Raw genomic sequence first — 22356 nt, forward strand, 5'->3', positions numbered from 1 at the left:
CTGCCAATTACGATTTTCTTATTCTACAGCCTCAGTCTCGCATGACGGCTGTACCGGTTTGTTGATGCGAATAATCGGTGAAGTCCATATCGGGTGGCGGCGCTCCTGGCGGTAATAGGTTTCGTAAAGCGCTTGATAAACCAATTCAGATGCGGCCCAACGTTCCTTAAAAAAACTAGACAGCATTAATCCTGAAACACCTCCACACACCAACCCGAGTAACATCAACTTTTCGATAAACAATACCAAAGTAAAGATCGCCAATATCAAGGTCAGGCTGCGCGCCAATTTGGATTGAATTTGCAGGGCCTCCACCTTGGCGACCACCGGATTATCGTTATCCCTGAGTCTATCCAAGGCTTCATGATATTTACTAAGCAAGGGGTCGTTGGTGGATAAAGCCAAATTTTGCGCGCGCCGGTACCAACTATCCGATTTCAGACGCTTGAGGTCCCGATACAAATAATCGTAAGCGGTATTGAGTAAGTCGTGCGACAGGCGTTTGACGATGAGGGAAACTGCCAGCGTCAGTAGCAGAAAAATCAGCGCGCCCGTTGTGCTGGCGGCGAAAGGGTTGGGCAAACGCTGCAAGACAGGGTGAATCTGCTCTCGATAATTAAAAAACACTGCTACCAAAGTAGCGGACGGCAGAGCGATGCCGACTTGTTCGACCGGGTCCGTGAATAGTTTGCCGATCAGCCTACTAAGCGGGTTTGACATTTTGTCCCTCCTTCTAAGTTGGGAAAAATGAGTTGCGGGACGCCGTGCGCCCGGGTTGCTTTGACCGTTGGTCATTAAATAGCAAACGCGACGAAACAGCAACTCAATTGATAAGGTGATTATGCGGAAATTCGGTTGTGTAGAGATGTACGAAAATACCAAAGGTTTGGATGCATTTTTCACTTTCCGAACGGCAAGAAATAGTGAGATTGTCCTTATCCCACTTACCTGCGCCTTGAATATCGTTGCTCACGCGAAGCTGTGGCCTAGAAGTAGTTAAAAACTGGATTTCCGTAAATTTAGTGAAAAGTCTCCAGTACATTACATTTGATTACTCGCTAAAAACCGGTAAAACTGGAGTACAGTGAACAAACAAAAGAGGCCTAAACCGGAATCCCCACCTTGACTTGAATGGCGGATTATGGACCCTGGAATGGCCTCGATAACTACAAGAGGGGAGTGCGTCATGATAGACCAGCAAAAACTAACCGAGCTTTATCAGACTTTTGTTAAATGGTTATGCGTGTTTTGGGCGTGGCTCAAATCGACGTTGCAAAGCCTATCCAAACCTAAACCAGGCGCCGATCAACCCGGCAGCGCAGAACCCAAGCGCTCTCCGGTATGGTTGTATGTATTGTTGGGCATATTTGTACTTTCGTTGTTCGCCGGTGGCGAGCGCATTCAAGGTCAGGAAATACCCTACAGCCAGTTTCTAACCTTCGTTAACGATAATAAAGTCGATAACGCCGTGGTTACCCAACGATTCATCAATGGCACTTTAAAAGAAGAAGATAAAAAGATCGGCAAGCATTTTTTCACGATTCCGCTTTGGGACGAGTCGCTGGTTAAAAACCTGCAAGAGCATAAAGTCGAATACGTGGTCAGGAGCGGCGACAACTGGTTAAGCAATTTGCTGTTCAACTGGGTGATTCCCGTCGCGATATTGGCCGGGCTGTGGATGTGGTTGCTGCCGAAAATGACTGGCGGTGCAGGGCGCGGCTTTTTGAATTTGGGCAATAAAATCCGCATCCAGCAGGAAACCTCGAAAACCACCTTCGACGACGTCGCCGGCGCTGAGAGTGCCAAACAGGAGTTGAAGGAAACCATCGAGTTTTTAAAATCCCCGGAAAAACTGCAAAAGCTGGGCGGGCGGATGCCAAAAGGCGTGTTGCTGGTGGGCTCGCCGGGTACCGGTAAAACGCTATTGGCCCGTGCGGTGTCCGGCGAAGCCGGGGTGCCGTTTTTTAACATCAGCGCCTCGGAATTTATCGAAATGTTCGTCGGTATCGGCGCGGCGCGGGTGCGGGATTTATTCGAACAAGCCCGGCAAAAAGCCCCGTGCATCATCTTCATCGACGAACTGGATGCGATTGGCCGCTCGCGTGGCGGTCCGGCAATGCTGGGCGGCAACGACGAACGCGAACAGACCCTGAACCAGTTATTGACCGAAATGGATGGCTTCGACGCCACTTCCGGTGTGGTGGTGATGGCGGCTACCAATAGACCGGAGATACTGGATAAAGCCCTAATGCGCGCCGGCCGTTTCGATAGGCAAATTGTGGTCGATAAACCCGACCTGGTAGATCGTGTGGCGATTCTGAAACTGCATAGCAAAGCCATGCAATTGGACAAAGACATCGACTTGAACACGGTTGCTAAGCGCACCCCCGGTTTTGTCGGTGCCGATCTATCCAATATCGCCAACGAAGCAGCCATCCTGGCAGCACGCGGCGGCCGCGACACCGTTAACATGGCCGATTTCGAAGCTGCCATTGATAGAGTGATGGCCGGTCCGGAAAAGAAAAACCGTATCCTCGGCCCGGACGAAAAGCGCCGGGTGGCGTATCACGAGGCCGGCCATGCTTTGGTCGCGGAAAATGTCCCCACCGGTCAGCCGGTGCATAAAATCTCCATCATCCCGCGCGGCGTCTCAGCGCTGGGCTTTACCTTGCAACTACCCGTCGAGGAAAAATACCTTTCCACCGAAAACGAGCTGAAAGATCAGTTGGCTATACTGCTGGCTGGCCGCGTCGCCGAACAGCTGGCTTTGCAAAGTATCTCCACCGGGGCCCAAAACGACCTGGAAAAGGCCAGCGAAATTGCCCGTAACATGGTCTGCTATTTGGGCATGAGTAAAAAACTGGGTCCGCAAATCTACGGCCAACGCCAACAACTGCAATTCCTACCCGGCGATATGTCCGAACAACGCAATTACAGCGAGGAAACCGCGCGCGTGGTCGATGCGGAAATTAAGGGTTTAATCGAAGACGCCGAACGCCGCGCGCAAAAGATATTGAGCGAGAAACGCGGTTATTTGGATAAGTTGGCTGAGCTGTTGCAGGAGAAAGAGGTGATTCAGCGGGAGGAGATGGTAGCGCTAATTGGCGGTGGGAAATAAATCGCCGCACTTGGCACATACCGTCATTCCCGCGAAAGCGGCAATCCAGAAATGCTCCAACCATAACAAATAAAGCTCCCTCTCCTGCTGGAGAGGGTTGGGGTGAGGAGAATAAAATGAGGGAGCGGGAATGGTTTCCAACAAAGCAAGCATTTTGCTCTGAGAGTGGAAGCGTTTAGGCAAGCCCTAAAACAAAAACGCTTTGGAATATTGACGAAACAGTTGACCTTTCCTATCAAAAATCTCCGCGCTACACCAAGGCCTGCCCTTGCCGATATCCACCGACACTCGGGTAAAGCTTTCATCGCCTATAAAGCCTTCGCCTTCGTAGCGGTATTCGATACGGTCGCGCAAGCGGCGGCTACCGTCCGACCACTGCATAAATTCCAGGGTCTTGCCGCCGTAAAAGTCGCTTTGGCTTTCGTGCGGGTAGGGCCAATAAAATGGCGATGATACCAACGAGGTCAACAAAAACTGTGGGTCCTGGTAGCAACGCATCCGTGCAAAACTGGAGTTGTGCACGTCGCCGGACAAAAACACCACGTCGCTAATCCCTTCCACGCGAATGAATTCCAGGATCATGCTGCGCTCGTCGTTAAAGCCGGCCCATTTGTCCTCGCTGCCTTTCATAGGCTTAGGGTCCGGGAAGAAGGGCACGCTGGACACCACGAATTTAACGGGCGCATTGCGGTTTTGGTGCAGCCAATCCAAAAACGCATTCAACTGCTCGCGGCCGAGCATGGTTTTACCCTCGATGCTGGTCGCTTCGCTAATCCGCAATGTGCGCGTATCCATCACGAAAAACGGAAACGGTCCTTTGTCGAAGGTATACCAAAACTGGCCGTTGGGAGTATCAGGATTATGGAGGTGCTGGTAAGACGCATAAGCCCGCATCCGCGTCGCGAAAAAGCCGCTATTTTCATCGCGCATCTGGTTTTTTGACCAGTCGTTACGAATTTCATGATCGTCCAGAATCATGTAAGTGGGCACGCAACTCATCAATTCGCGGATATTCGGCAATTTAAACGACTTGCGATAAATCTCGCATAACTCGTCGAAGTTGGAATACTCATGCAATTTGTTCAACGGATCGGCATACACCTGATCACCAACCGCTAAAAAGAAATCCAGCGGATTTTGCTGATGCTGAGTGAAAATAGAACGAAAAGTCTTGTCGCCTTTTTCCGCGTCATTCAAAACAAAATTGTCCCAGTACAAATAGCGACAGGAACCGAACACAAAATTTAGCGTGGTATCGTTGCTGGGCCGGTGAGTTTTAAACGTGGTGCCGACTTTTTCGGTGCTATTCACGACTGGTCCCTGCACCAAAACATCAGTAGCCGGCGCTTGTGCGTCACGCTTATAAACCAGCCCGCATTCCAGCCGATAAGCGGTATTGGCTTTTAGACCATCGAAATACACCACCCCGGTGAAATCGTAATAATCCTTTAAAAAGCAATATTTCGAAGCTACCAGCCTCGCGCCATCGTATAAATCGAAAGCGCCGTAACAAAACTCGCGACTGGCATGATTCGGGCCTTTCGCGCCGCGTATCCAGATTTTTACCGAAGTGTCGGTGGTCTGGCCGATAATGGGGCCTAGGGTGATGGTCATGTTGGTTCCTCTTATTTGACTCGTCTTAGGTGTTGCCGATGCTCAGAAGTCTATTTCAGGAGGCTAGGGCGCACAGCTGATAGAGTGAACAACTAGTCGATCACACAGGTATTATCCGGACGTAGCTTTTGGTTAAGCTTGGTTGGCGTTCTTTTCGCCACACGCCATCGCCAGTTTCACTATCTCGATCACCCTTGCCGTTAGTATTACCCTCAATTGTTATGAGTTTTTCTTTTACTGTAGTTTGATCTTTTACAACTAAAGCAATATGTGAGAAATCGAATATAACGAAATCGCCGGCCTTGGCTTTTTCTGTTTCCGGCAGTACTAGCAAATTTTTTTGTTTTGCCCATTTTTCCCAACCAAACGCACTCGCATCTTTACAGCGCCATTTATCCGCTAGGGAAAACGATGGCAAATTTAATGCTTCTCGAACTCTCTCATCTTCGAGCCATTCCCGCATTATCCAGGCTGTAAACGCGGCGCACCAAGGCCATGCACCTGGTGCCAACCAAGTTGCCCCCTGATACTCGACTATGCGTGCGCCGGTATTGTTTGTGGCGCCTTCGCGGGTGCCGACCTCATTTTCTGCAATTGCAATCAATTTAGCTACGTTTTCATTCATTTTTTGTCTCCTATGAGTTGCTCCAGTGTCAATATTTGAAAAACCTCGCAATATCATTCCTCGTGTTAACGCGAAGCCGTTGCGCGATTTTCCACATCTGTTACAAGTCCAGCTGTTTGATGACCATTCAGCTTTGCTTTACTCAAAAACGATGCAAGATCCTCGGCGTTTGCTCTAAGGATATCAGGGGGAGTTTCTCGTAAAATCACCAATGTGTTGACAATACCACTCTGATTCGCGAGTTTTGCTGATGCCACTTCAATAAGCTGTGGGATGATGTTGGGATCCGTACTCCACTGGCGAATTAGTTCGGTCGTCGCTTCGATTCGCGCGGGTTTACTGGAGTCAAAGATCTTGTCAATTAAAACTCTACGCTTTCTATCCAACTCGGAAAGCGCTGCGGTTGCTTGTGATTTTTCCCGCTCACTTCCTTTTACCTGAAATGTTTCGAGAACGGTGGTTGCTCTCGACTTTTCGGCTAACTGCGTGACAAATTGCTGATCGACGAATCCTGACATAGTTAGTAAAGCTGCATCACGAGTTTCCTGTTTTTGAAGGTACGGAATGAATTTCTCAACTGTCTGCGCAGTTGAGAGGCGACTTTGTAAATAGGCGATGCCGACCTGAAGAAGCGATACGAGGACTGCAACCGTCGAGACTCCGATTGTCATGCGTTGTAGTTTCTTTTGCTCGAACTCAAGCCGTTCTCTTTCGAGCTTTGTTCGCTCTAGAGAAATAAGTTCTTTTTCTTCAAGAGTTTCAGCGTCCATATTTGCAATTAAGGAGGGATTTGCTCAGTATCATAAAAGCCTAGGCAATTAACAATCAGCTTTGCCGCGGGGAATCTGACCATTTTTCCGATTTATATATTTACCGGTAATTCAGACCAATCTAGTTTCTAGGGTCATCCGGTAAAAACGAACCTGTAACCTGTTTGAAAGCGTCCGAAGTTTTCTTTCCCGGTATGCCATCAATCAATACGAACACACCGGAAAAGGTATTAAGCCAGCGTTGCAAATCCTCAGCCTGTTTAATCGTGCTCAGGTCTTCGGACTTGGTTTCGGAATAACTGACTACCAATGGGGTGGGCGATTCAACAGGTCGTGGCTGATCGGTAAAGTCAATTTCACCAAGCTCTGCCATGCATCGCAACAAAACCGCTGCTCCGCATTGCCTGGAAATCGCCGTGTCTGACCATGTGCCGTCGGCAATGTACTTTCCACTGCTGTAATGATTCGAAAAAGACCAAAGGTAAGGACTTAGAACTTCAGGGTGGTGCTTTCGATAACCCCAACCGTTGTAGGCTTCCAGCTGATAGAGCACTCCGGCGGTAGACCAATCGTTATTCCCATTAAGATTATGCATCACTAGTGCATCGGAAGCGCTTTCTTCCCAGGTAAAAGGCGGATTGCCTGTGCGTGGGCGGCCAGCAGGGACTTGAACGGTACGAGCAGTGAGTGGGTCACCATTATGCAAGTGTTTCGAGAATTTTTGACTGGATTCCATGTTATGAATCACGGCAATGAAAAACCACGGTATTCCCAAGTTATTGCCGATATTTTGGTAACGAGCGCGATTGGCAATTAGTTGATCACATAATTTTCCAACCTCTGTTAGTTTACCTGCGTTTATGATGCAGGTATTGAATAATCAGTCATATTCGATTCGTAATGCGGGCGTGAAGTTGATTCCTGCCATTTTCCCTCCAAAATACATTCGGATTTAATGCCTATTAAATTAATTAATAGTTGATTTTTCACCGATAAAAATCTACGGTCGTAAATTGATTGTTTACTATGACTGTGTCAGTTAAAACTTTGTTGGTTGCGCCAGCTGGTTTGGGTGAATTTGTAACAGCCAAGAAAATATCTTTTGGTATGTCGCCTGGAGGAAGTTCGTTAAATTTACACACATTAAGAGGTTTGTTGTTTTTGTCAGTAGCCGTCACGCAATCGAATAATTCCAACGAACCAGCCTCTTCGAAGCGTATTTGCGTTTGTAATTGATCAAGGCTCAAATGGCCTTCATAACCGCGCATTCTCATAGTGAAAAATCTCCATTGATTTTTGGGAACCTCTAAAAACTCTCTTTCCCTCCGGGTCTAGGGTGAGGGATGTGAACAATTGATTTTAATTCCCCGATCCCAACCTTCTCCCCGTGAGAGAAGGAGCTTGCTTTATTTTTAGAGGCTCCCTTTTGGTGTATAAGTAGAATGACCTAACTGGTTGGAATCAGACCAACCGTAATAAATTGCTGTTTGATTTCGGTCAGATCGTCTTTAAATGTTACACCTTTGTTTTTTTCTTCGCTGACATCCCGAATACATTCGATTAGCAGATTTTTGGCGTCTGCAACTGAAATAGTTGCTTCCGTATTTTCTCCAAGAATCTTGCATCTGTTTAGATGAACTAACCCTTTACTCAGGGGGCCGAAGCTGGTTTTTACCTTGGCTAGATTTTGTTCCGTAATGTTTTTTAAGCTACTGGTGATGGAAGCTCGCATTTTCACGTCGTCTTCGGTAGCAAGTTGCGGCATTAATAAGTCCTTAGTCAGTTTTTCCTCGGCAACTTGCTTGCTACCAGCATTTTTCTTGATTGAGTTAATCGCGTGTTGAAGAGTACCGGCGTTGTAATAGTCAATTAGATCATGCACCGCTTGTGCCCATGAGTATCCGTTTTGGCCTGATGTCGAAGTTGATTGCATGCCGGTTGCGATCATCCTATAGAGTTCAGCACGATCGGCATTCATCTGCATAATTAATGCGGGTACTGTGGATTCGTAAATAAAGTTTTTGTCGAAGGCGATATTGGTACCGGATATACCGGTGGATAGAGCAGCCAATAGTGTTTTGGTACCTGCAGTACCAACGGCAGTTCCGGCTAGGTTTAGCGATAGCTCCGCAAAGTCGAAGACCATGTCTTTTGTACGTTGTTGTAATCCGGCGTTATTAACGAACTCGGCATAACGCAAATCAATTAATGTCAGGGCTTGGCTGATTGCTATATTGCGGGTTGAAGGATCAGTAATTTGGTTGGAGTCGAACTTTTCTAATTTCGGCGTGATCTCGGCACTGATCTTATCGATATCTATTGGGGATTCAGGTGAACCATTTAGCAAAGAACAGCCAGAAACAATTAATGAAGCGAATAAAATAATGAACTGCTTGAAATAATGCATAGTGTAAAGTCCACTTTTCAATAAATTGAAAATCAAGATTTATCCTGATGAGAGTTTGATCATATTGCTTTGAAATAGCCAGTTGTTTTCCGTACCAGTACAAACGTACTGGATTTATTTCAAAACTTACCGCGAGTAGAATCAAATAAAGGCGTTTACTGGGAGATTTGTGATTGTGAATATTTTGTTAATTGACGACCACTTCTGCGCCCGCGAGGGTGTGGCGTGTCTTTTGAAACAAATTATCCCTGAGTTACAAGTGTTCGAAGCGGAGAGCTTTGACGAGGGCTTGGCCTTGGCCAAGCAAACACTCTTGAATCTGGTTATGCTGGACGTTCAACTTCCCGGCAAAGATGGGTTATCAGGATTGGTGGAAATGAAAGAAGCGTTTCCGGATTTGTGCGTGGTAATGTTTTCCGGGCTGGACGATAGGGAGCTGGTATTTCAGGCGCTACGTTTGGGAGCGATGGGGTTTATCGTTAAGACAGTGTCTCGGCAGGTCTTTGTCGATGCGTTGCGAGATGTATTGGCCGGTAAAGTGTATTTACCGGCATCGGCAGTAGGGCAACAACGTGCGACTAGTTTGGATGTCGGTAGCGTTACAGAAATACCCGAGGTGACCGACTCGGCCAGTTTAGGTCTGACACCGCGTGAGTTTGAAGTGCTGACTTGGTTGGTGCAAGGGATAGGCAATAAGCAGATTGCCCGGCAGTTAGGTATAGAAGAGCAAACGGTGCGCAATCACCTGCGGCCGATTTATCAAAAATTTAGGGTAGCTAAGCGTACTGAGTTGTTGGTGAAGGTATTTGAGCGGGGGATTGTGTTTGGGAAGCCGGGGGTGGGGAATTGATGGCCACTCATCAATGAAACGCGGTTATGAAGGGCTTTAGGCCTTGATGTAATCCAGCTGTCGGAGATGAAGCTTAAGGCTTTAGCCGTTTAAATAAAATGCCTGTGGAGCGCGTGAGCGAGAAGGGATTTGTTTAGAAAATCTCCCCTGGCCCCTCTTTTTCAAAGAGGGGAATGACATTGCCAAAGCTTAACTTGTCGCCATAGGTTAAAAACCGAGTTTCCTTTACCGATTTTCGTCCAAGCATTTGGTGGTCTTCATTGTTCTAGCCATGGCTTCCATTAGAGCTTTCGCGCCGGCAGGTTTACGCAGGATAGCAGTGTGTTCCGGTAACAGCGTTTTTTCGTGGTCCGAGATGGCGCGGGCAGATAGGATCATGGTCGGCACCGGCCCGCAAGCGTTGTGGACTGCGGCGATGATGTCGTGGGCAGTTTCGCGGTTGCCCAGGTAAAAGTCGGTGATTAATAAATCCGGGTCTCTGTCATTTTCGGCTAGTAGCTCTGCGGTTTCCGCCAGCGACGACGCTTCTTGCACCAGGCAGTCCCAGGCCCTTATTTGCTTGGCGATGGCTTGTAATACCTCGGCATCGTCGTCAACTACCATCACAAAGCAGCCGGAGAAGTCGCCGTCTTTATTCAATCCATTGTGTATCGCCAGCATCGGCTCGGCGATTGGCAGCTGGAGTTTAAAGTCGCATCCAAAACGCGAGCCACATATCAAGCTCAAGCTGTGGTCGGGTAAACATTTGACGGCGGCGGCCACGTAAGCCAGGCCTATGCCCAGGCCGGGAACTTTGTTGTCGTTCTGACGACGCTGGTTGCGGACAAATTCCTTGAATACTTCTTCCCGCATATCGTCTGCAATCCCAGGGCCGCTGTCACAGATATGTAGCGTCAGACGGTGCTTACCGGTTTTTACAGCAGAGACCAATATCCAGCCACTCTCGGTATATTTGATGGCGTTATCCAGCAAATTGCCGAGGATTTGCCGCAGGATGTTGCTGTCGCTGCATAGGTTGTAAGGCTCTTGGCGGCGCAACACTACTTTAAGCCGGATACCGCGCTTGACGGCTTGCGGGGCGTATTGATTTTCCAAGCCGGTCAGCAGAGTATTCAGATCGATACTGGTCGGCTGCGGAATTTGCCGACCGGTTTCCAGGTTAGCAATGTCCAATACATGGTTAAAGGCGGCGTTCAATTCGTCTATCACCATGCCCATGCGATTGAGCATAAACGCCGCGCCATTGCTAGGTGGGTTTGTTTGCGCGGTGTCCAATACCGCGGCATAGCAGGCCAAGGCTTGCAGAGGTTGGCGCAGATTGTGGCCCATTTGCTGTAAGAAGCGGGTTTTGTCGTCGGCGCTGAGTTGAGCTTTACGTTTTTCGCGGAAGGATTTGCGGGCGTAAGCTTCCAGTTGGCAGCGGGTGCAGACGCCAAAGATATTGACGATGCAAAGATTTAGGATAGACGGGATCAAGTCAATCACGGTCAGTCCAAGCCAATAGCCGGCTATCGGCATGGTTAGCGCGGTGCTCCAGCCAAAACCTATTGTTGCCCGCAAAGACATGAACATTTGCCCGTAACTGAAAAAATACATGGGCAGCAGGGCCGGCCAGGTTTCCGCGTAGTAGCGGGGGTTGCCGTCGTATAACAAGACGGCGATTAAATTGGCTGCGGACAGTCCGGCGCTGAGTTTGGCGATGGTGTTGATTTTGGCTACCGCTTCCACGCAGACATGTAGATATCTGAATAAACCCACCAGCACCAGGACGATAGGCAGCCTTAACAACGCTTCGGTATTTGAGGTATTGCCAATCTTTAGATCCAGCAGGATGTAGGCCAGGAATGCGGCGGCGCCCAAGCCCAGGGCCCATTTTAGGGGGCTAAGCAACACCAGATAACGTTCTTCCCAAAATTGTCGTTCGGTGTCTTCGTCAAACTGGGGGATGGCAAATAGTTTGATGGGGCTGAGCGACAGCTTGGTATCGAGTAAACGCTCGAGCGGACGACGGGCGGGTGCCCGAAAAAAAGCTTGGCTGGAAAGATGCTCGATGAATGGATTTGGTTTGCGCATGCCGCGGGTCCCGGTCGCAACCATCGTACTCGTTGCGGCGCAAAGGGCGCATCAGTTTTTCCGATAGCCAAGTTATTGTTGTTTTTGTAGCTTGGCTTTATTCTCTCTATTCTGGCGCGCTTAAGCAAGTTATGTGTGCTAACGCACAGACACGTTCTACAGACTTTAAATATTTTGCCGCCAGCGTTGGAGCAGTAGGCTTAAAATTAGTGCGCATTGCAGCGCGGCACAGGCTAACGCGGAAAATGCGGTATCTGCCCAAAGTGGAAAGAATAACGCTGAAACGCCGGTCATGCCGATGGCGGCAAACAGGCCGGGGAGGATGCCGTACAGCAGTGCTGCGGACAGTAAACTCAGGCTAAACGCGCGTTGCGGATTTTTGCCGTAGCAAAAAAACAGGTAAATGGCGCAATCGCGTAGTACTAAAAGTGCGATAGCCAGTGGATAGGCATGCAGGGAGATGTCCAGCCAGGCAAATCGTTGCTCTTGGAAGCTTAGAAATATCGCAAACGGCAGGCTTAGTGCAAAACTCAATGCGCTCAAGGGCAGTTCTTCTCCAACTCGGCGCCAGTTGGCTTGTCGGTAATAGTCCAGCAAGCGCTTGATACGCATTGGTTCGTGCCGTTCGACGATCACTCCGACGTAAGTCAACACGCTGCAAACCGCAAAAGCAGCCAGGGAAAACGAGTAGCTGGAGCTGGGAATAAAGCCGCCCAAATACACGATCAAAAACAGCGTAAAACCCAGCCAGGCCCAGGGTAAATTTCGCAACCCCAAGTCTTGTGCCACCAAGCGATAGCTGCCCATTACGCACCAGAATAAGGCGAAAAATAGGCTTATTTGGTGCAAAGTCTGCGAGTTAACCGTCAGGCTATACCAGGAATTACTTTGAAAATTACCGGACAAATAATTTGCCGTATCGGTTAAATCGGACAGTGACGGCATAAAAACGATGAAACCCACCAATACCAAAATTAGTATCGACCCGGTTTTAAGTTGACCGCGTTGCACTGCCAGTAAACCCAGCAATAGACCGGTGCTTTGCACCAATAATGCGGTGCCAATAGCGTAAAAAAACAGCAAGGGTAGGGCGGCCGGATTGTCGGTGGCTAGCGCATGAACCAATAAACAGATGCCGGCGCAATACCAGGCCATGCTGGTGCTACCCAGCAGTTTGCCCCAGGTCATTTGCCAGGGGCCGAGGGCGGACAAGCGTTGCGTGTCCCAGGTACGGTCACGGTACTCCTCGACGATGCTGTCCAGGCTTTGCCGGGTGCCCCATAGCAGCGTAATCAGCATGAATAGCGTCAGTGCGGCTTGCGCGGTTATGTTGCCTAGCCGATAGTCATCTAGGAAATAGGTTAAGGTAAACACCGCGCCCAACACCACAGGCGCGCCGACCAGCCGGGCTTGCGAGCATTCCAAAATCAGCTGGCGTTCAAATTCGGGATTCAGATTCATACGATTTGGCGGATGGTTTGCAAATAAGCGTCTTGCAGATTATTGGTGGCCGGAGCGAATTCGCAGACCGGTAAATCCAGCGAGATGAGGGCTTTTAATACCCGGTGTTGTTGCGCGGCGTCGGCGTCAATTTGCAATAAGGCTTGTTGTTTATTGTCACTATTTATCACCTTAATACCTGGCAGGGATTGCAGGAGCGGAAGTAGGTTTTCTACCGGATTTGCCAGAAGCAATTTAAACGGTTTGAACAAGGACGGTGCTTTTACCGCGACTTGCTCCACGATCCGACCCTGGCGTAGCACCAGCATGTCGGTGCAGTAAGCTTCCAGTTCGGCGAGGATATGGGAGGACACCAACAGTGTCATGCCTTGCGCTTGCAAGTCCAGAAACAGCTCGGCTAGTTCGTGGCGGGCTTCCGGGTCCAGGCCGGAGGCTGGCTCGTCGAGTAACACCACCGGCGGTTTGTGGATGATGGCTTGCGCTATGGCTACCCTTTGCCGCAAGCCTCGCGATAATTCGGCTGGGCTATTTTCCAATCTATCTTGGATATGTAAACGCCGACTGACATCGTCGATAGCGGCGGCGAAATCGGCTTCGAAAATGCCCTGGGCGCGGGCCACGTAATGCAGGCATTGCCGCACAGTCAAGCGTTGATAAAGTCCGAAAAAATCAGACAGATAGCCGATGATCCGATGGCAATCGCGCGGTTGTTCCAACACGTCGATGCCAGCGATATTGATCGAACCGCTGACCGGTTGATCCAAGGCTGCCATGCAACGCAATAGTGTGGTTTTGCCGGCACCGTTAGGGCCGACCAGCGCGGTAATGCTGCCGGCGGCGATGTTGAACGACACATCGTCCAATGCACGTAGGCCGGGGTATTCGAAAATCAGCTTATCGACGGTGATCATGGTTAGTTTTAATCGGGACTTGGGTCTGGAAATAGTGCTGGTTTGATGATAACGCTTTTTGTATGCCGGACGCCGATTATCGGCTTGCCGTGCTTGGGTATGAATTTTGCTGGATTTATCGAGTAAGCTTGGCGGTGTCGCCAAAGGATGCCAGAAATTAAGGCGTATCCGCTTGCGGCTTGCCCATGCGGCGGGCTGCGAAACTGTGTATTATTACTCATTATGTAGGCGCTTTATTGTGAGGGCGAATTGATGCTAATTGCGATACAGCCAAGCGTGCCCAGTGAGTTGTTATTTTTAATTATCAAGTTAGGAGAAATGAATGCATAACGTCACGTTGATTAAAGGTGATGGGATTGGCCCTTCGATCATGGATGCCGCAGTGGCGGTGATCAACGCTTCGGGTGCGAAAATTCATTGGCATGAGGCGGACGCCGGTATGTCGGCATATGAAAGGACCGGTACGCCGCTGCCGGATGCTACGATGGAATCCATTGAGCAAACCAGGGTGGCTTTTAAAGGCCCGTTAACCACGATGGTGGGCGAGGGTTTTAGAAGCATCAACGTCGAACTGCGCAAACAATACGATCTCTATGCCAACGTGCGTCCGGCGAAAAGCTGGAAGGGTGTAAAAACCCGTTACGACGATGTCGATATTGTCATCGTCCGTGAGAACACCGAAGGCCTTTATGTGGGCTTGGAACATTATTTGACTCCGGCCAAGGATATTGCCGAGAGCTTGGCGGTGGTCACCAAGGCCGGTTCGGAACGTATTGTCGAATATGCCTTCAAGTACGCAATCGATAATAACCGTAAGAAAGTAACGGTCTGTCATAAAGCCAATATCTTGAAATACACTCAAGGCTTATTTTTGAGAGCAGCGCGGGAAATAGCGGCAAAATATCCTGATATCGAATTCGACGAAAAAATCGTTGATGCGGCTTGTATGCACATGGTCATGAAGCCGGAACAATTCGACGTAGTCGTAACCACCAATATGTTTGGCGACATTTTGTCCGATTTGACTGCCGGTTTGGTAGGCGGTTTGGGCTTGATTCCCGGCGCGAATATTGGCGTCGACGCGGCTTTGTTCGAAGCGGTACATGGCAGTGCGCCAGACATCGCCGGCAGAAATATCGCTAACCCCACAGCGGTGATGATGGGGGGCGTGATGATGCTGAATCATTTGGGCGAACACGAAGCCGCTACCCGCATGCAAAACGCCATTGAAAAAGTTGTGAACGGTGGTGTTTATGTCACCCCGGACTTGAACCCTGACAGTAAATACGGCACCAAGGAAATGGGTCAGGCCATTGTTGACGCGATGAGTTGATTGTTTGGAGGAGGCGGTTATGAGCGCGCAACCACAGTTTGAGCAAACCTGGATTTCTCTCGAAGATTATCTGGCGGCGGAATTACTGAGCGATACCAAGCACGAGTATGACGATGGCGAACTGGTGGCGATGTCTGGAACCAGTAAAAATCACGAACGCATTAAAGGTAATGTTTCTGCCGCGTTGCACGTGCATTTGCGTGGCCAACCATGTGAACCGTTCTCCTCCGACGTAAAACTCAAAATCGGTAACTATTTGTTTTACCCCGATGCCATGGTGGTCTGTAACGACACATCCACCCATGACTATTACGCCGAGGCAGCAGTACTGGTCGTCGAAGTGCTGTCAAAATCCACCCGTCGCCGCGACGAAACCCTCAAGCGCCGCTTGTATCAAACTATCCCGACGTTAGAGGAATACGTACTGATCGAACAAGACATCGTCGACGTCGAAGTCTGCCGCCGTAGCGAAGGCTGGGTCTCCAATCACTATTTTCTCGGCGATGACGTGCCGTTCGAATCGGTTGGATTGACTCTCAGTGTCGCTGACATTTATGCCAGAGTCGATAACGACGATATGCGCACATTTATCGCCGAACAAGCCGCCGCCGAAGCATCCCAAGCCTAATATCTTTTCACCGGAAACCATCATGTTAGAACAATACCGAAAACACGTAGCAGAACGCGCCACCGAAGGCGTAGTGCCTAAACCCTTGGATGCCGAGCAGGTCGCGGCATTGGTTGAATTATTTAAAAATCCGCCCGTTGGCGAAGCCGATTTTCTAATGGATTTGCTGGCCAACCGGATTCCAGCCGGCGTGGATGAAGCGGCTTATGTCAAAGCCGGTTTTCTGACTGCCGTTGCAAAAGGCGAAGCGACGTCACCCGTGCTGACCCCGGAAAAAGCCGCCGAATTACTGGGTACGATGCTTGGCGGTTACAACGTTGCGCCGTTGATTGAATTGCTAGAAAATGCCGCGTTGGCACCGATTGCCGCGAAAGCCTTGTCGCAAATTCTACTGATATTCGATGCCTTCCATGATGTGCAGGAAAAAGCCGAAGCTGGAAACGCTTATGCCAAACAGGTGATGCAATCTTGGGCTGATGCCGAGTGGTTTACCGCCAAGCCGGAAGTACCGGAAAAACTCACAGTTACCGTATTCAAAGTTACCGGCGAAACTAATACCGACGACCTGTCTCCGGCCCCCGACGCCTGGTCGCGGCCGGATATTCCCTTGCATGCCAAAGCCATGTTGAAAATGCCGCGCGACGGCATCACTAACGCCGAGCAGCAAATCATCGATCTTAAAGCCAAAGGCTTTCCGGTGGCTTACGTCGGCGACGTGGTCGGCACCGGCTCGTCACGTAAATCCGCGACTAACTCAGTGCTGTGGTTCATGGGTGACGACATTCCGTTCATTCCTAATAAGCGTGGCGGCGGGGTTTGTATAGGCGGCAAGATCGCCCCGATTTTCTTTAACACCATGGAAGATTCCGGGGCCTTGCCGATCGAATGCGACGTGACCGGCATGGCGATGGGCGATGTGATCGATATTTATCCTTATCAAGGTGTCGTTAAACGCCATGGTACGGATGAAGTAATCTGCGAGTTTGCGTTAAAAACCGAGGTGATTTTTGACGAAGTCCGCGCCGGTGGCCGGATTCCCCTGATTATCGGTCGCGGCTTGACCGACCGGGCCCGCCAATTTTTGGGCTTGCCGGCATCGGCCGTATTCCGTCGCTTAGGCGTGGCCCACGACAGCGGCAAAGGTTTTACCCTGGCGCAAAAAATGGTTGGTAAGGCCTGCGGCGTGGCCGGTGTCAGACCGGGTAGTTACTGCGAACCAAAAATGACGACGGTCGGTTCGCAAGATACCACTGGGCCAATGACGCGCGACGAACTGAAAGACTTGGCCTGTCTGGGTTTTTCTGCCGACTTGGTGATGCAGTCCTTCTGTCATACCGCCGCTTATCCCAAGCCGGTCGACGTGCAAATGCAGCATACCTTGCCGGACTTTATCATGACCCGTGGTGGCGTGTCCCTGCGTCCGGGCGATGGTGTGATTCACTCCTGGCTGAACCGCATGCTATTGCCGGATACTGTCGGCACTGGCGGCGACTCGCATACCCGTTTCCCGATTGGTATCTCATTTCCTGCGGGCTCCGGTTTGGTGGCGTTTGCCGCCGCGACCGGCGTGATGCCATTGGACATGCCGGAGTCGGTGTTAGTACGTTTCAAAGGCCAAATGCAACCCGGTATTACCTTGCGGGATTTGGTCAACGCCATTCCCTATGCGGCTCTGAAAAGCGGTTCGCTGACAGTCGCCAAGCAAGGCAAGAAAAACGTGTTTTCCGGCCGGATTCTGGAGATCGAAGGTTTGCCGGATTTAAAAGTCGAACAAGCATTCGAGTTATCCGACGCTTCAGCGGAACGTTCCGCCGGCGGTTGCACCATCAAACTCAACGAAGCGCCGATTCGCGAATATCTAAATTCCAATATCACTTTGTTGAAATGGATGATCGCCGAGGGTTACGGCGATGTCCGAACCATCCAACGCCGGATCAAAGCCATGCAAGATTGGTTGGCGAACCCGGTATTGATGGAAGCAGATCAGGATGCTGAGTATGCGGAAATTATTGAAATCGATTTGAACGAAATCACCGAGCCGCTGTTAGCTTGCCCGAACGATCCGGACGACATCAAACCGCTGTCCGAAGTCGCCGGCACTAAAATCGATGAGGTGTTCATCGGTTCCTGCATGACCAACATCGGCCATTTCCGAGCTGCCGGCAAATTACTGGAAAAATCCGGGGCCTTGCCGACCCGTTTGTGGGTGGCTCCACCGACCAAAATGGACCAAAACCAATTGATCGAAGAAGGCTATTACGGCACTTTCGGTAAAGTCGGTGCCCGCACCGAAATGCCGGGCTGCTCATTGTGCATGGGAAACCAGGCGCGGGTAGCGGAAGGCTCCACCGTGGTCTCAACATCGACGCGTAATTTCCCCAACCGTTTAGGTAACGGCGCCAACGTCTATCTGTCTTCAGCGGAATTGGCGGCGGTATGCTCGTTGTTGGGTAAGATTCCGACGGTTGCCGAGTATATGCAATACGCCGCCAGCATCGAACAAACCAGCGCGGATACCTACCGTTATCTTAACTTCGATCAAATCGACAGCTATCAGGATAAGGCCAAGGAAGTAGCTTAGCTCCGCGCATTTTAGGCATCTTGCCGGAGCAAGCGGTAACCCAGTTTCAGGTGGGCTTCCGCACTGCTCCGGCAGACAATACTTAAGTACTTAGTAAAGGAACGGTAAAACCGATGTATGGCCTGACAATTCGGTTTTACCAAACTTACAGGCTATCGATAATCTCCAGACAGCGCTGAAAAGCGCTACGGACGATGAAGAAAGTCATGGCAATTGGATAGGATAGATAGTGCTCCGGCAATGCCAGACAAACTAGTACCAAGCCAGCCACTACGCAAGTGTCGAAGCGGGCCAAATATTTTTGCATATAACGCAAAGATTCTTGCGATTCCCAATCAAACTGCGGGCTTTTGTTAATTAAACCCAGCAGCATCCAGCTACTAAGCAAGGCGAAATAGACCGGAAACACGCTGAATTGCGGCGAGCCGTCGCTGAATTGCGGGCTCCAGTAACCGTACCAAGTCCATAAGCCCGCGCAGGCAAAACCGTCGTGCCATATCTTGCCAGGTACTAATTTCAAACAACCGCTCAACAGAAAGAGTACCGCGAGACAGGCCCACGCACCCCATACGGCCTCTATATTGAGTAAGGGTAAAAATGCATTTTGGGTTAGGGTTAGGGTGCTTAATATTAAACAGCAGATGATGAAAATAGGCATGGTAGTAACAATGGCTTTTGAAGTTTTACACAGTCTGCCCTAAGCTCGACGCATTTCAGCAATCGATATCGGCCTACTAGGCTCGAAATTTTCTGAGCCTGTCATGCTCGCACAGTCTAGTTTGAGGGTATTTAAAAGCACCTGGACTTACCCGTTCACGGAACACCTGTCCTTACTTTGCGACTTTTTTTTGATTGTGACGTGCTTTTATTGTCAGCGTCAATCACATAAAAATTGGGTTATTTCAGCTGCCGAAAGCGTATTTCATATTTTCGCTTGCCCATCCTCCAACTGGATTATGTCCATGAGGATTTTTTAACGCCTTGTGCTTATTTTTGGCCGTTGTCACACACCACGTAATGGGTAACGGAAAACATTAATTCGATTCTCAATTGATTAAATGCGGCTGCAGAGCGGAGCGGAGCTGGGTGATTCGTTGTTCTGCCTGGTAGCCCGCATAGGGTAGGCTGGCGAGCTTTCCCCATACCGGCGCCGGCCAGGCCTCATCGGTTTGGTAGCGCACCACATGATGCAAATGCAATTGCGGTACGAGATTGCCGATTGCGGCAATATTGAGTTTGTCGGGGTGATAAATATTTACAAGTGTCTCGGCAAGTAGGCAGGACTCGGCTTGCAGAGCCTGTCTATCCGCCTGGTCAAGCTGATAAATTTCTCTGATATTGTGGCGCCTTGGTACCAGGATGAACCAGGGATATTGGCTATCGTTCATCATTAACAATTCCGACAGGCTAAAACTCCCCACCTTGAAACAATCTTGGGCTAGTTGCTGATGAAGTAAGAAGTGCGGCATGGCTATCTCAACTAAAGAATAAAGTTTTATTGTAACTATTTACCCATCAGCGATGCCGACTTTTACGCTGATTTATTTCCTGGCAACAAGTTTAAACTTCTGCAATTTCGCAGTAAGTATGTAGGTATTTTCGTTATCGTCTATGCTAAGACCAAATTGCTGATTTGATACTTAGATTTTTTAAAGCACATAAGCATTTTCATGGGGGGAGAAATAATGATGACGATGCAAAATAAGACCGGCGCAGTATCCGGCCCTAGTTACCCGCTGGTACGGTTAAAACTTGGCGTGCTGTTGATAGGCTCCAGCTTCTCGGCTGCCACGCCAGCCGTGTCGCCTATCGCGGGATTGCTGCAAAATACCGACGGCATCAATTCCAGCCAGAGCAATATGGCAAATGTAATTGAAATTGCCTGTCCAGGCGGGCGGGGAATTAACTCGGACGATTTTCAGAATCGCTGCGATGCGGTAGTGGGTTCCGCTCTTAACCAATCGATACCGCAAACATTTAACGCGCTACAACAAACCTCGCCGGAGCAGATACCTTCGCAAGGTGTTTCTGCTACGCGTACTTCTTTCAACGCGATTGCCGGACGGATGTCTGCTTTGCGAGCCGGCGCTCGCGGCTTTCAGGTTGCCGGCTTGGGTAGCGGTGCGGTGCCGATCAATTTGGCTTCGCTGGCAAATCCGCTTGGCGGCGCGGCGGGCGATAGCGGCGGCGTTTGGGACCGATTGGGCGGTTTCGTCAACGGCAATTACAACACCGGCAATGTCGATACGGATGTCAATCAACTGGGTTATAACTTAAATAGCGGCAGCATTAATGCCGGCATAGACTATCGGTTTGGTAATGATTTGATTGTAGGTGCGGCGTTTACCTATACGCGCACCGAGTCCAGTTTCGACCGCAGCGGCGGTACCTTGGATAGCGATGCTTACACCGGCGCGCTTTATAGTACTTACTACGCAACGGATAACTTGTATTTCGACGGTGTGGCAACTATGGGCGCCATCGATTACGCGTCGGTGCGGCATATCCAATATACGGTACCCAGTGAAACTGTGAATACGCTTGCCAAAGCTGCGCCTACCGGGAACCAATATTCAGTTAGCGTGGGTAGCGGCTATAACTTTGCGGTAAAACAATGGCTGTTTAATCCCTACGTAAAAGCCAATTACATCAAACTCGATGTCGACGGTTTTAGTGAATCAGGCGGCAGTGGCTGGGGAATGGCATTTGCCGATCAGGGTGTCGAGTCGGTCACCACCACGGTTGGTAGCCAGATTTCCTACGCGGTTAGTACGGCATGGGGCGTGTTTACGCCCAATGTGCGCGGCGAATGGCATCATCAGTATAAAGACGGCAGCCGCAATATCGCGGTGCGCTTTCTAGGCGATAACAGCAGCGGCTTAGCCTTTAACACGGTGACTAACGCGCCGGACCGGAATTATTTTACGGTAGGTACGGGGGTATCGGGCACCTTTGCACAGGGCTTAAGCGCCTTTTTGAACTACGACGCGCTGGTGGGATACCGGGACGTGGAAAGTCATTTATTTACATTGGGCGCCCGCCTGGAGTTTTAGCCCGAGAATTCCGAGGCAGGCTTGTGGGAAGAGGCACCTGACTCATCCCACAAGCTTGGTTTTCCCACGAGAATTAGGGCTGCCGTAACAGCTGTTCGCACAATGCCGGTAACGGCTGTGGTGGCAGCGGCACATTTTTCGACGGTGCTTTGGCTTCTGCGGAAAACCACCAAGCCAAACTGGCGTCGCAACCGTCTCCAGGAGGTAAGGGGTCTTGCGAGTCGCAATGCGGATTATGCGGTGGGCATTTCAAGCGCACATGAAAATGTTCGTCATGTTTCCACCAGGGGCGAATCTTGCGCAACCATTCAGCGGAGCCGGCGCTTTTGTTTTTGCATAGCTCTTGTTTAATACTGGCGTTGACGAAAATCCGGTCAACCTCCGGTTGCTGAGCGGCCGCTTCCAACACTTTTGCCAGATCCAACGACCAATGCCGGTAATCGATAGTATCATTTTGCATGTTCACGACCGACGGCGCGCTCCAGGTTTCGCGTTCGTTGGCTGTTAATTGCCGGTTACTGGCTTGTTCGGATAACAAAAACCATATATCCACATCCAGGCCTGACTGATGGCTACGATGTCCGCTTAAGGTCGGGCCGCCGCGCGGTTGTCCCAAATCGCCAATCAGCAACGAGCCCAGTTTTTGTTCAGCACTGAATTGGCCCAAGTGCTGGATAAAGCCGATTAAATTGGGGTGCCCATAATAGCGATGGCGGGACAAGCGCATGACTTGATAGCCTTGGCCGTCAAGGGGCAGGGTCGCCGCGCCGCTGATGCAGCCGCTGGTGTAGGTGCCTATGCTTTGGCTGGATTCCTGGGTCGGTGTGGTGATCTTGGCCCAGTCTTGGGCAGTTGATCCAGCGGTTGTGTCGGTGCTAACGCTCAATGCGGCAACGCTTAATAATACTGTTGAAAGGGTAGCAAGGCGCATG

General features: G+C 50.1%; 19 protein-coding genes. 6 read left to right on the forward strand and 13 right to left on the reverse strand.

Annotation, left to right across the window (positions count from 1 at the left end; genetic code table 11):
• Window positions 1-18: 18 nt before the first annotated feature.
• Window positions 19-720: a hypothetical protein gene (locus METH11B_RS0102915; RefSeq protein WP_026600707.1), complete on the reverse strand. Its 702-nt coding sequence runs from the start codon at window positions 718-720 to the stop codon at window positions 19-21.
• 466 nt (window positions 721-1186) lie between these two features.
• Between METH11B_RS0102915 and ftsH the strand changes: the two genes are divergently transcribed.
• Window positions 1187-3118, forward strand: a complete 1932-nt coding sequence (ftsH, locus tag METH11B_RS0102920) for an ATP-dependent zinc metalloprotease FtsH (protein ID WP_026600708.1) — start codon at window positions 1187-1189, stop codon at window positions 3116-3118.
• A gap of 186 nt (window positions 3119-3304) precedes the next feature.
• Here ftsH and METH11B_RS0102925 read toward each other — a convergent pair whose 3' ends face one another.
• The 6 genes from METH11B_RS0102925 to METH11B_RS0102950 form a co-directional block, all read right to left on the reverse strand.
• Window positions 3305-4732 carry an alkaline phosphatase D family protein gene (locus METH11B_RS0102925; RefSeq protein ID WP_026600709.1) on the reverse strand — a complete coding sequence of 476 codons (1428 nt, stop codon included), beginning with the start codon at window positions 4730-4732 and terminating at the stop codon, window positions 3305-3307.
• 100 nt (window positions 4733-4832) lie between these two features.
• Window positions 4833-5357, reverse strand: coding sequence for a CHAP domain-containing protein (locus METH11B_RS0102930; protein WP_020481147.1), 525 nt, complete (start codon window positions 5355-5357; stop codon window positions 4833-4835).
• A gap of 65 nt (window positions 5358-5422) precedes the next feature.
• Window positions 5423-6127 (reverse strand): hypothetical protein, encoded by a 705-nt coding sequence (locus METH11B_RS0102935; protein ID WP_026600710.1) that lies wholly within the window; start codon window positions 6125-6127, stop codon window positions 5423-5425.
• 121 nt (window positions 6128-6248) lie between these two features.
• Window positions 6249-6863 (reverse strand): hypothetical protein, encoded by a 615-nt coding sequence (locus tag METH11B_RS26100; protein WP_197026924.1) that lies wholly within the window; start codon window positions 6861-6863, stop codon window positions 6249-6251.
• Window positions 6864-7113: 250 nt separating this feature from the next.
• Entirely contained in the window at window positions 7114-7401 is a 288-nt protein-coding gene (locus METH11B_RS0102945) for a hypothetical protein (protein WP_152428767.1), read from the reverse strand.
• Window positions 7402-7574: 173 nt separating this feature from the next.
• Window positions 7575-8570 carry a hypothetical protein gene (locus tag METH11B_RS0102950; RefSeq protein ID WP_155931068.1) on the reverse strand — a complete coding sequence of 332 codons (996 nt, stop codon included), beginning with the start codon at window positions 8568-8570 and terminating at the stop codon, window positions 7575-7577.
• 139 nt (window positions 8571-8709) lie between these two features.
• On the opposite strand from METH11B_RS0102950, the gene METH11B_RS0102955 reads away from it, so the two are divergent.
• Window positions 8710-9384, forward strand: coding sequence for a response regulator (locus METH11B_RS0102955; protein ID WP_036276736.1), 675 nt, complete (start codon window positions 8710-8712; stop codon window positions 9382-9384).
• Between the two features lie 225 nt (window positions 9385-9609).
• Here the strand turns inward: METH11B_RS0102955 and METH11B_RS0102960 are convergent, their stop codons facing one another.
• From METH11B_RS0102960 to METH11B_RS0102970, 3 genes are all read right to left on the reverse strand, one after another.
• On the reverse strand, window positions 9610-11457 hold the full coding sequence (locus tag METH11B_RS0102960) for a hybrid sensor histidine kinase/response regulator (RefSeq protein WP_231499570.1): 1848 nt from the start codon (window positions 11455-11457) through the stop codon (window positions 9610-9612).
• Window positions 11458-11622: 165 nt separating this feature from the next.
• A complete protein-coding gene (locus METH11B_RS0102965) occupies window positions 11623-12918 on the reverse strand; it encodes an ABC transporter permease (RefSeq protein ID WP_026600715.1) in 1296 nt (431 codons plus the stop codon).
• The gene (locus tag METH11B_RS0102970; RefSeq protein WP_026600716.1) at window positions 12915-13973 is read right to left on the reverse strand and encodes an ABC transporter ATP-binding protein; all 1059 of its coding nucleotides are present in this window, start codon (window positions 13971-13973) and stop codon (window positions 12915-12917) included. Before METH11B_RS0102970 ends, METH11B_RS0102965 begins: the two co-directional genes overlap by 4 nt.
• 178 nt (window positions 13974-14151) lie before the next feature.
• On the opposite strand from METH11B_RS0102970, the gene METH11B_RS0102975 reads away from it, so the two are divergent.
• From METH11B_RS0102975 to acnB, 3 genes are read left to right on the forward strand one after another with little or no spacing between them, the layout of a single operon-like run.
• Window positions 14152-15162 (forward strand): isocitrate/isopropylmalate dehydrogenase family protein, encoded by a 1011-nt coding sequence (locus tag METH11B_RS0102975; RefSeq protein WP_026600717.1) that lies wholly within the window; start codon window positions 14152-14154, stop codon window positions 15160-15162.
• Between the two features lie 19 nt (window positions 15163-15181).
• Window positions 15182-15790: a Uma2 family endonuclease gene (locus METH11B_RS0102980; protein ID WP_026600718.1), complete on the forward strand. Its 609-nt coding sequence runs from the start codon at window positions 15182-15184 to the stop codon at window positions 15788-15790.
• A 22-nt stretch (window positions 15791-15812) separates the two neighbouring features.
• Window positions 15813-18371 carry a bifunctional aconitate hydratase 2/2-methylisocitrate dehydratase gene (acnB, locus tag METH11B_RS0102985; RefSeq protein ID WP_026600719.1) on the forward strand — a complete coding sequence of 853 codons (2559 nt, stop codon included), beginning with the start codon at window positions 15813-15815 and terminating at the stop codon, window positions 18369-18371.
• A 145-nt stretch (window positions 18372-18516) separates the two neighbouring features.
• Here acnB and METH11B_RS0102990 read toward each other — a convergent pair whose 3' ends face one another.
• Together METH11B_RS0102990 and METH11B_RS0102995 are read right to left on the reverse strand one after the other, a co-directional pair.
• Window positions 18517-18891 (reverse strand): DUF2975 domain-containing protein, encoded by a 375-nt coding sequence (locus METH11B_RS0102990; RefSeq protein ID WP_231499571.1) that lies wholly within the window; start codon window positions 18889-18891, stop codon window positions 18517-18519.
• Window positions 18892-19417: 526 nt separating this feature from the next.
• The gene (locus tag METH11B_RS0102995) at window positions 19418-19840 is read right to left on the reverse strand and encodes an HIT domain-containing protein (protein WP_026600721.1); all 423 of its coding nucleotides are present in this window, start codon (window positions 19838-19840) and stop codon (window positions 19418-19420) included.
• 216 nt (window positions 19841-20056) lie between these two features.
• Between METH11B_RS0102995 and METH11B_RS0103000 the strand changes: the two genes are divergently transcribed.
• Window positions 20057-21424 (forward strand): autotransporter outer membrane beta-barrel domain-containing protein, encoded by a 1368-nt coding sequence (locus METH11B_RS0103000; protein ID WP_026600722.1) that lies wholly within the window; start codon window positions 20057-20059, stop codon window positions 21422-21424.
• A gap of 73 nt (window positions 21425-21497) precedes the next feature.
• On the opposite strand, the gene mepA is transcribed toward METH11B_RS0103000, so the two are convergent.
• Window positions 21498-22355: a penicillin-insensitive murein endopeptidase gene (gene mepA / locus METH11B_RS0103005; protein ID WP_026600723.1), complete on the reverse strand. Its 858-nt coding sequence runs from the start codon at window positions 22353-22355 to the stop codon at window positions 21498-21500.
• Window position 22356: the final 1 nt, after the last annotated feature.

The sequence above is a fragment of the Methylomonas sp. 11b genome (assembly GCF_000515215.1).
Classification (GTDB): Bacteria; Pseudomonadota; Gammaproteobacteria; order Methylococcales; family Methylomonadaceae; genus Methylomonas.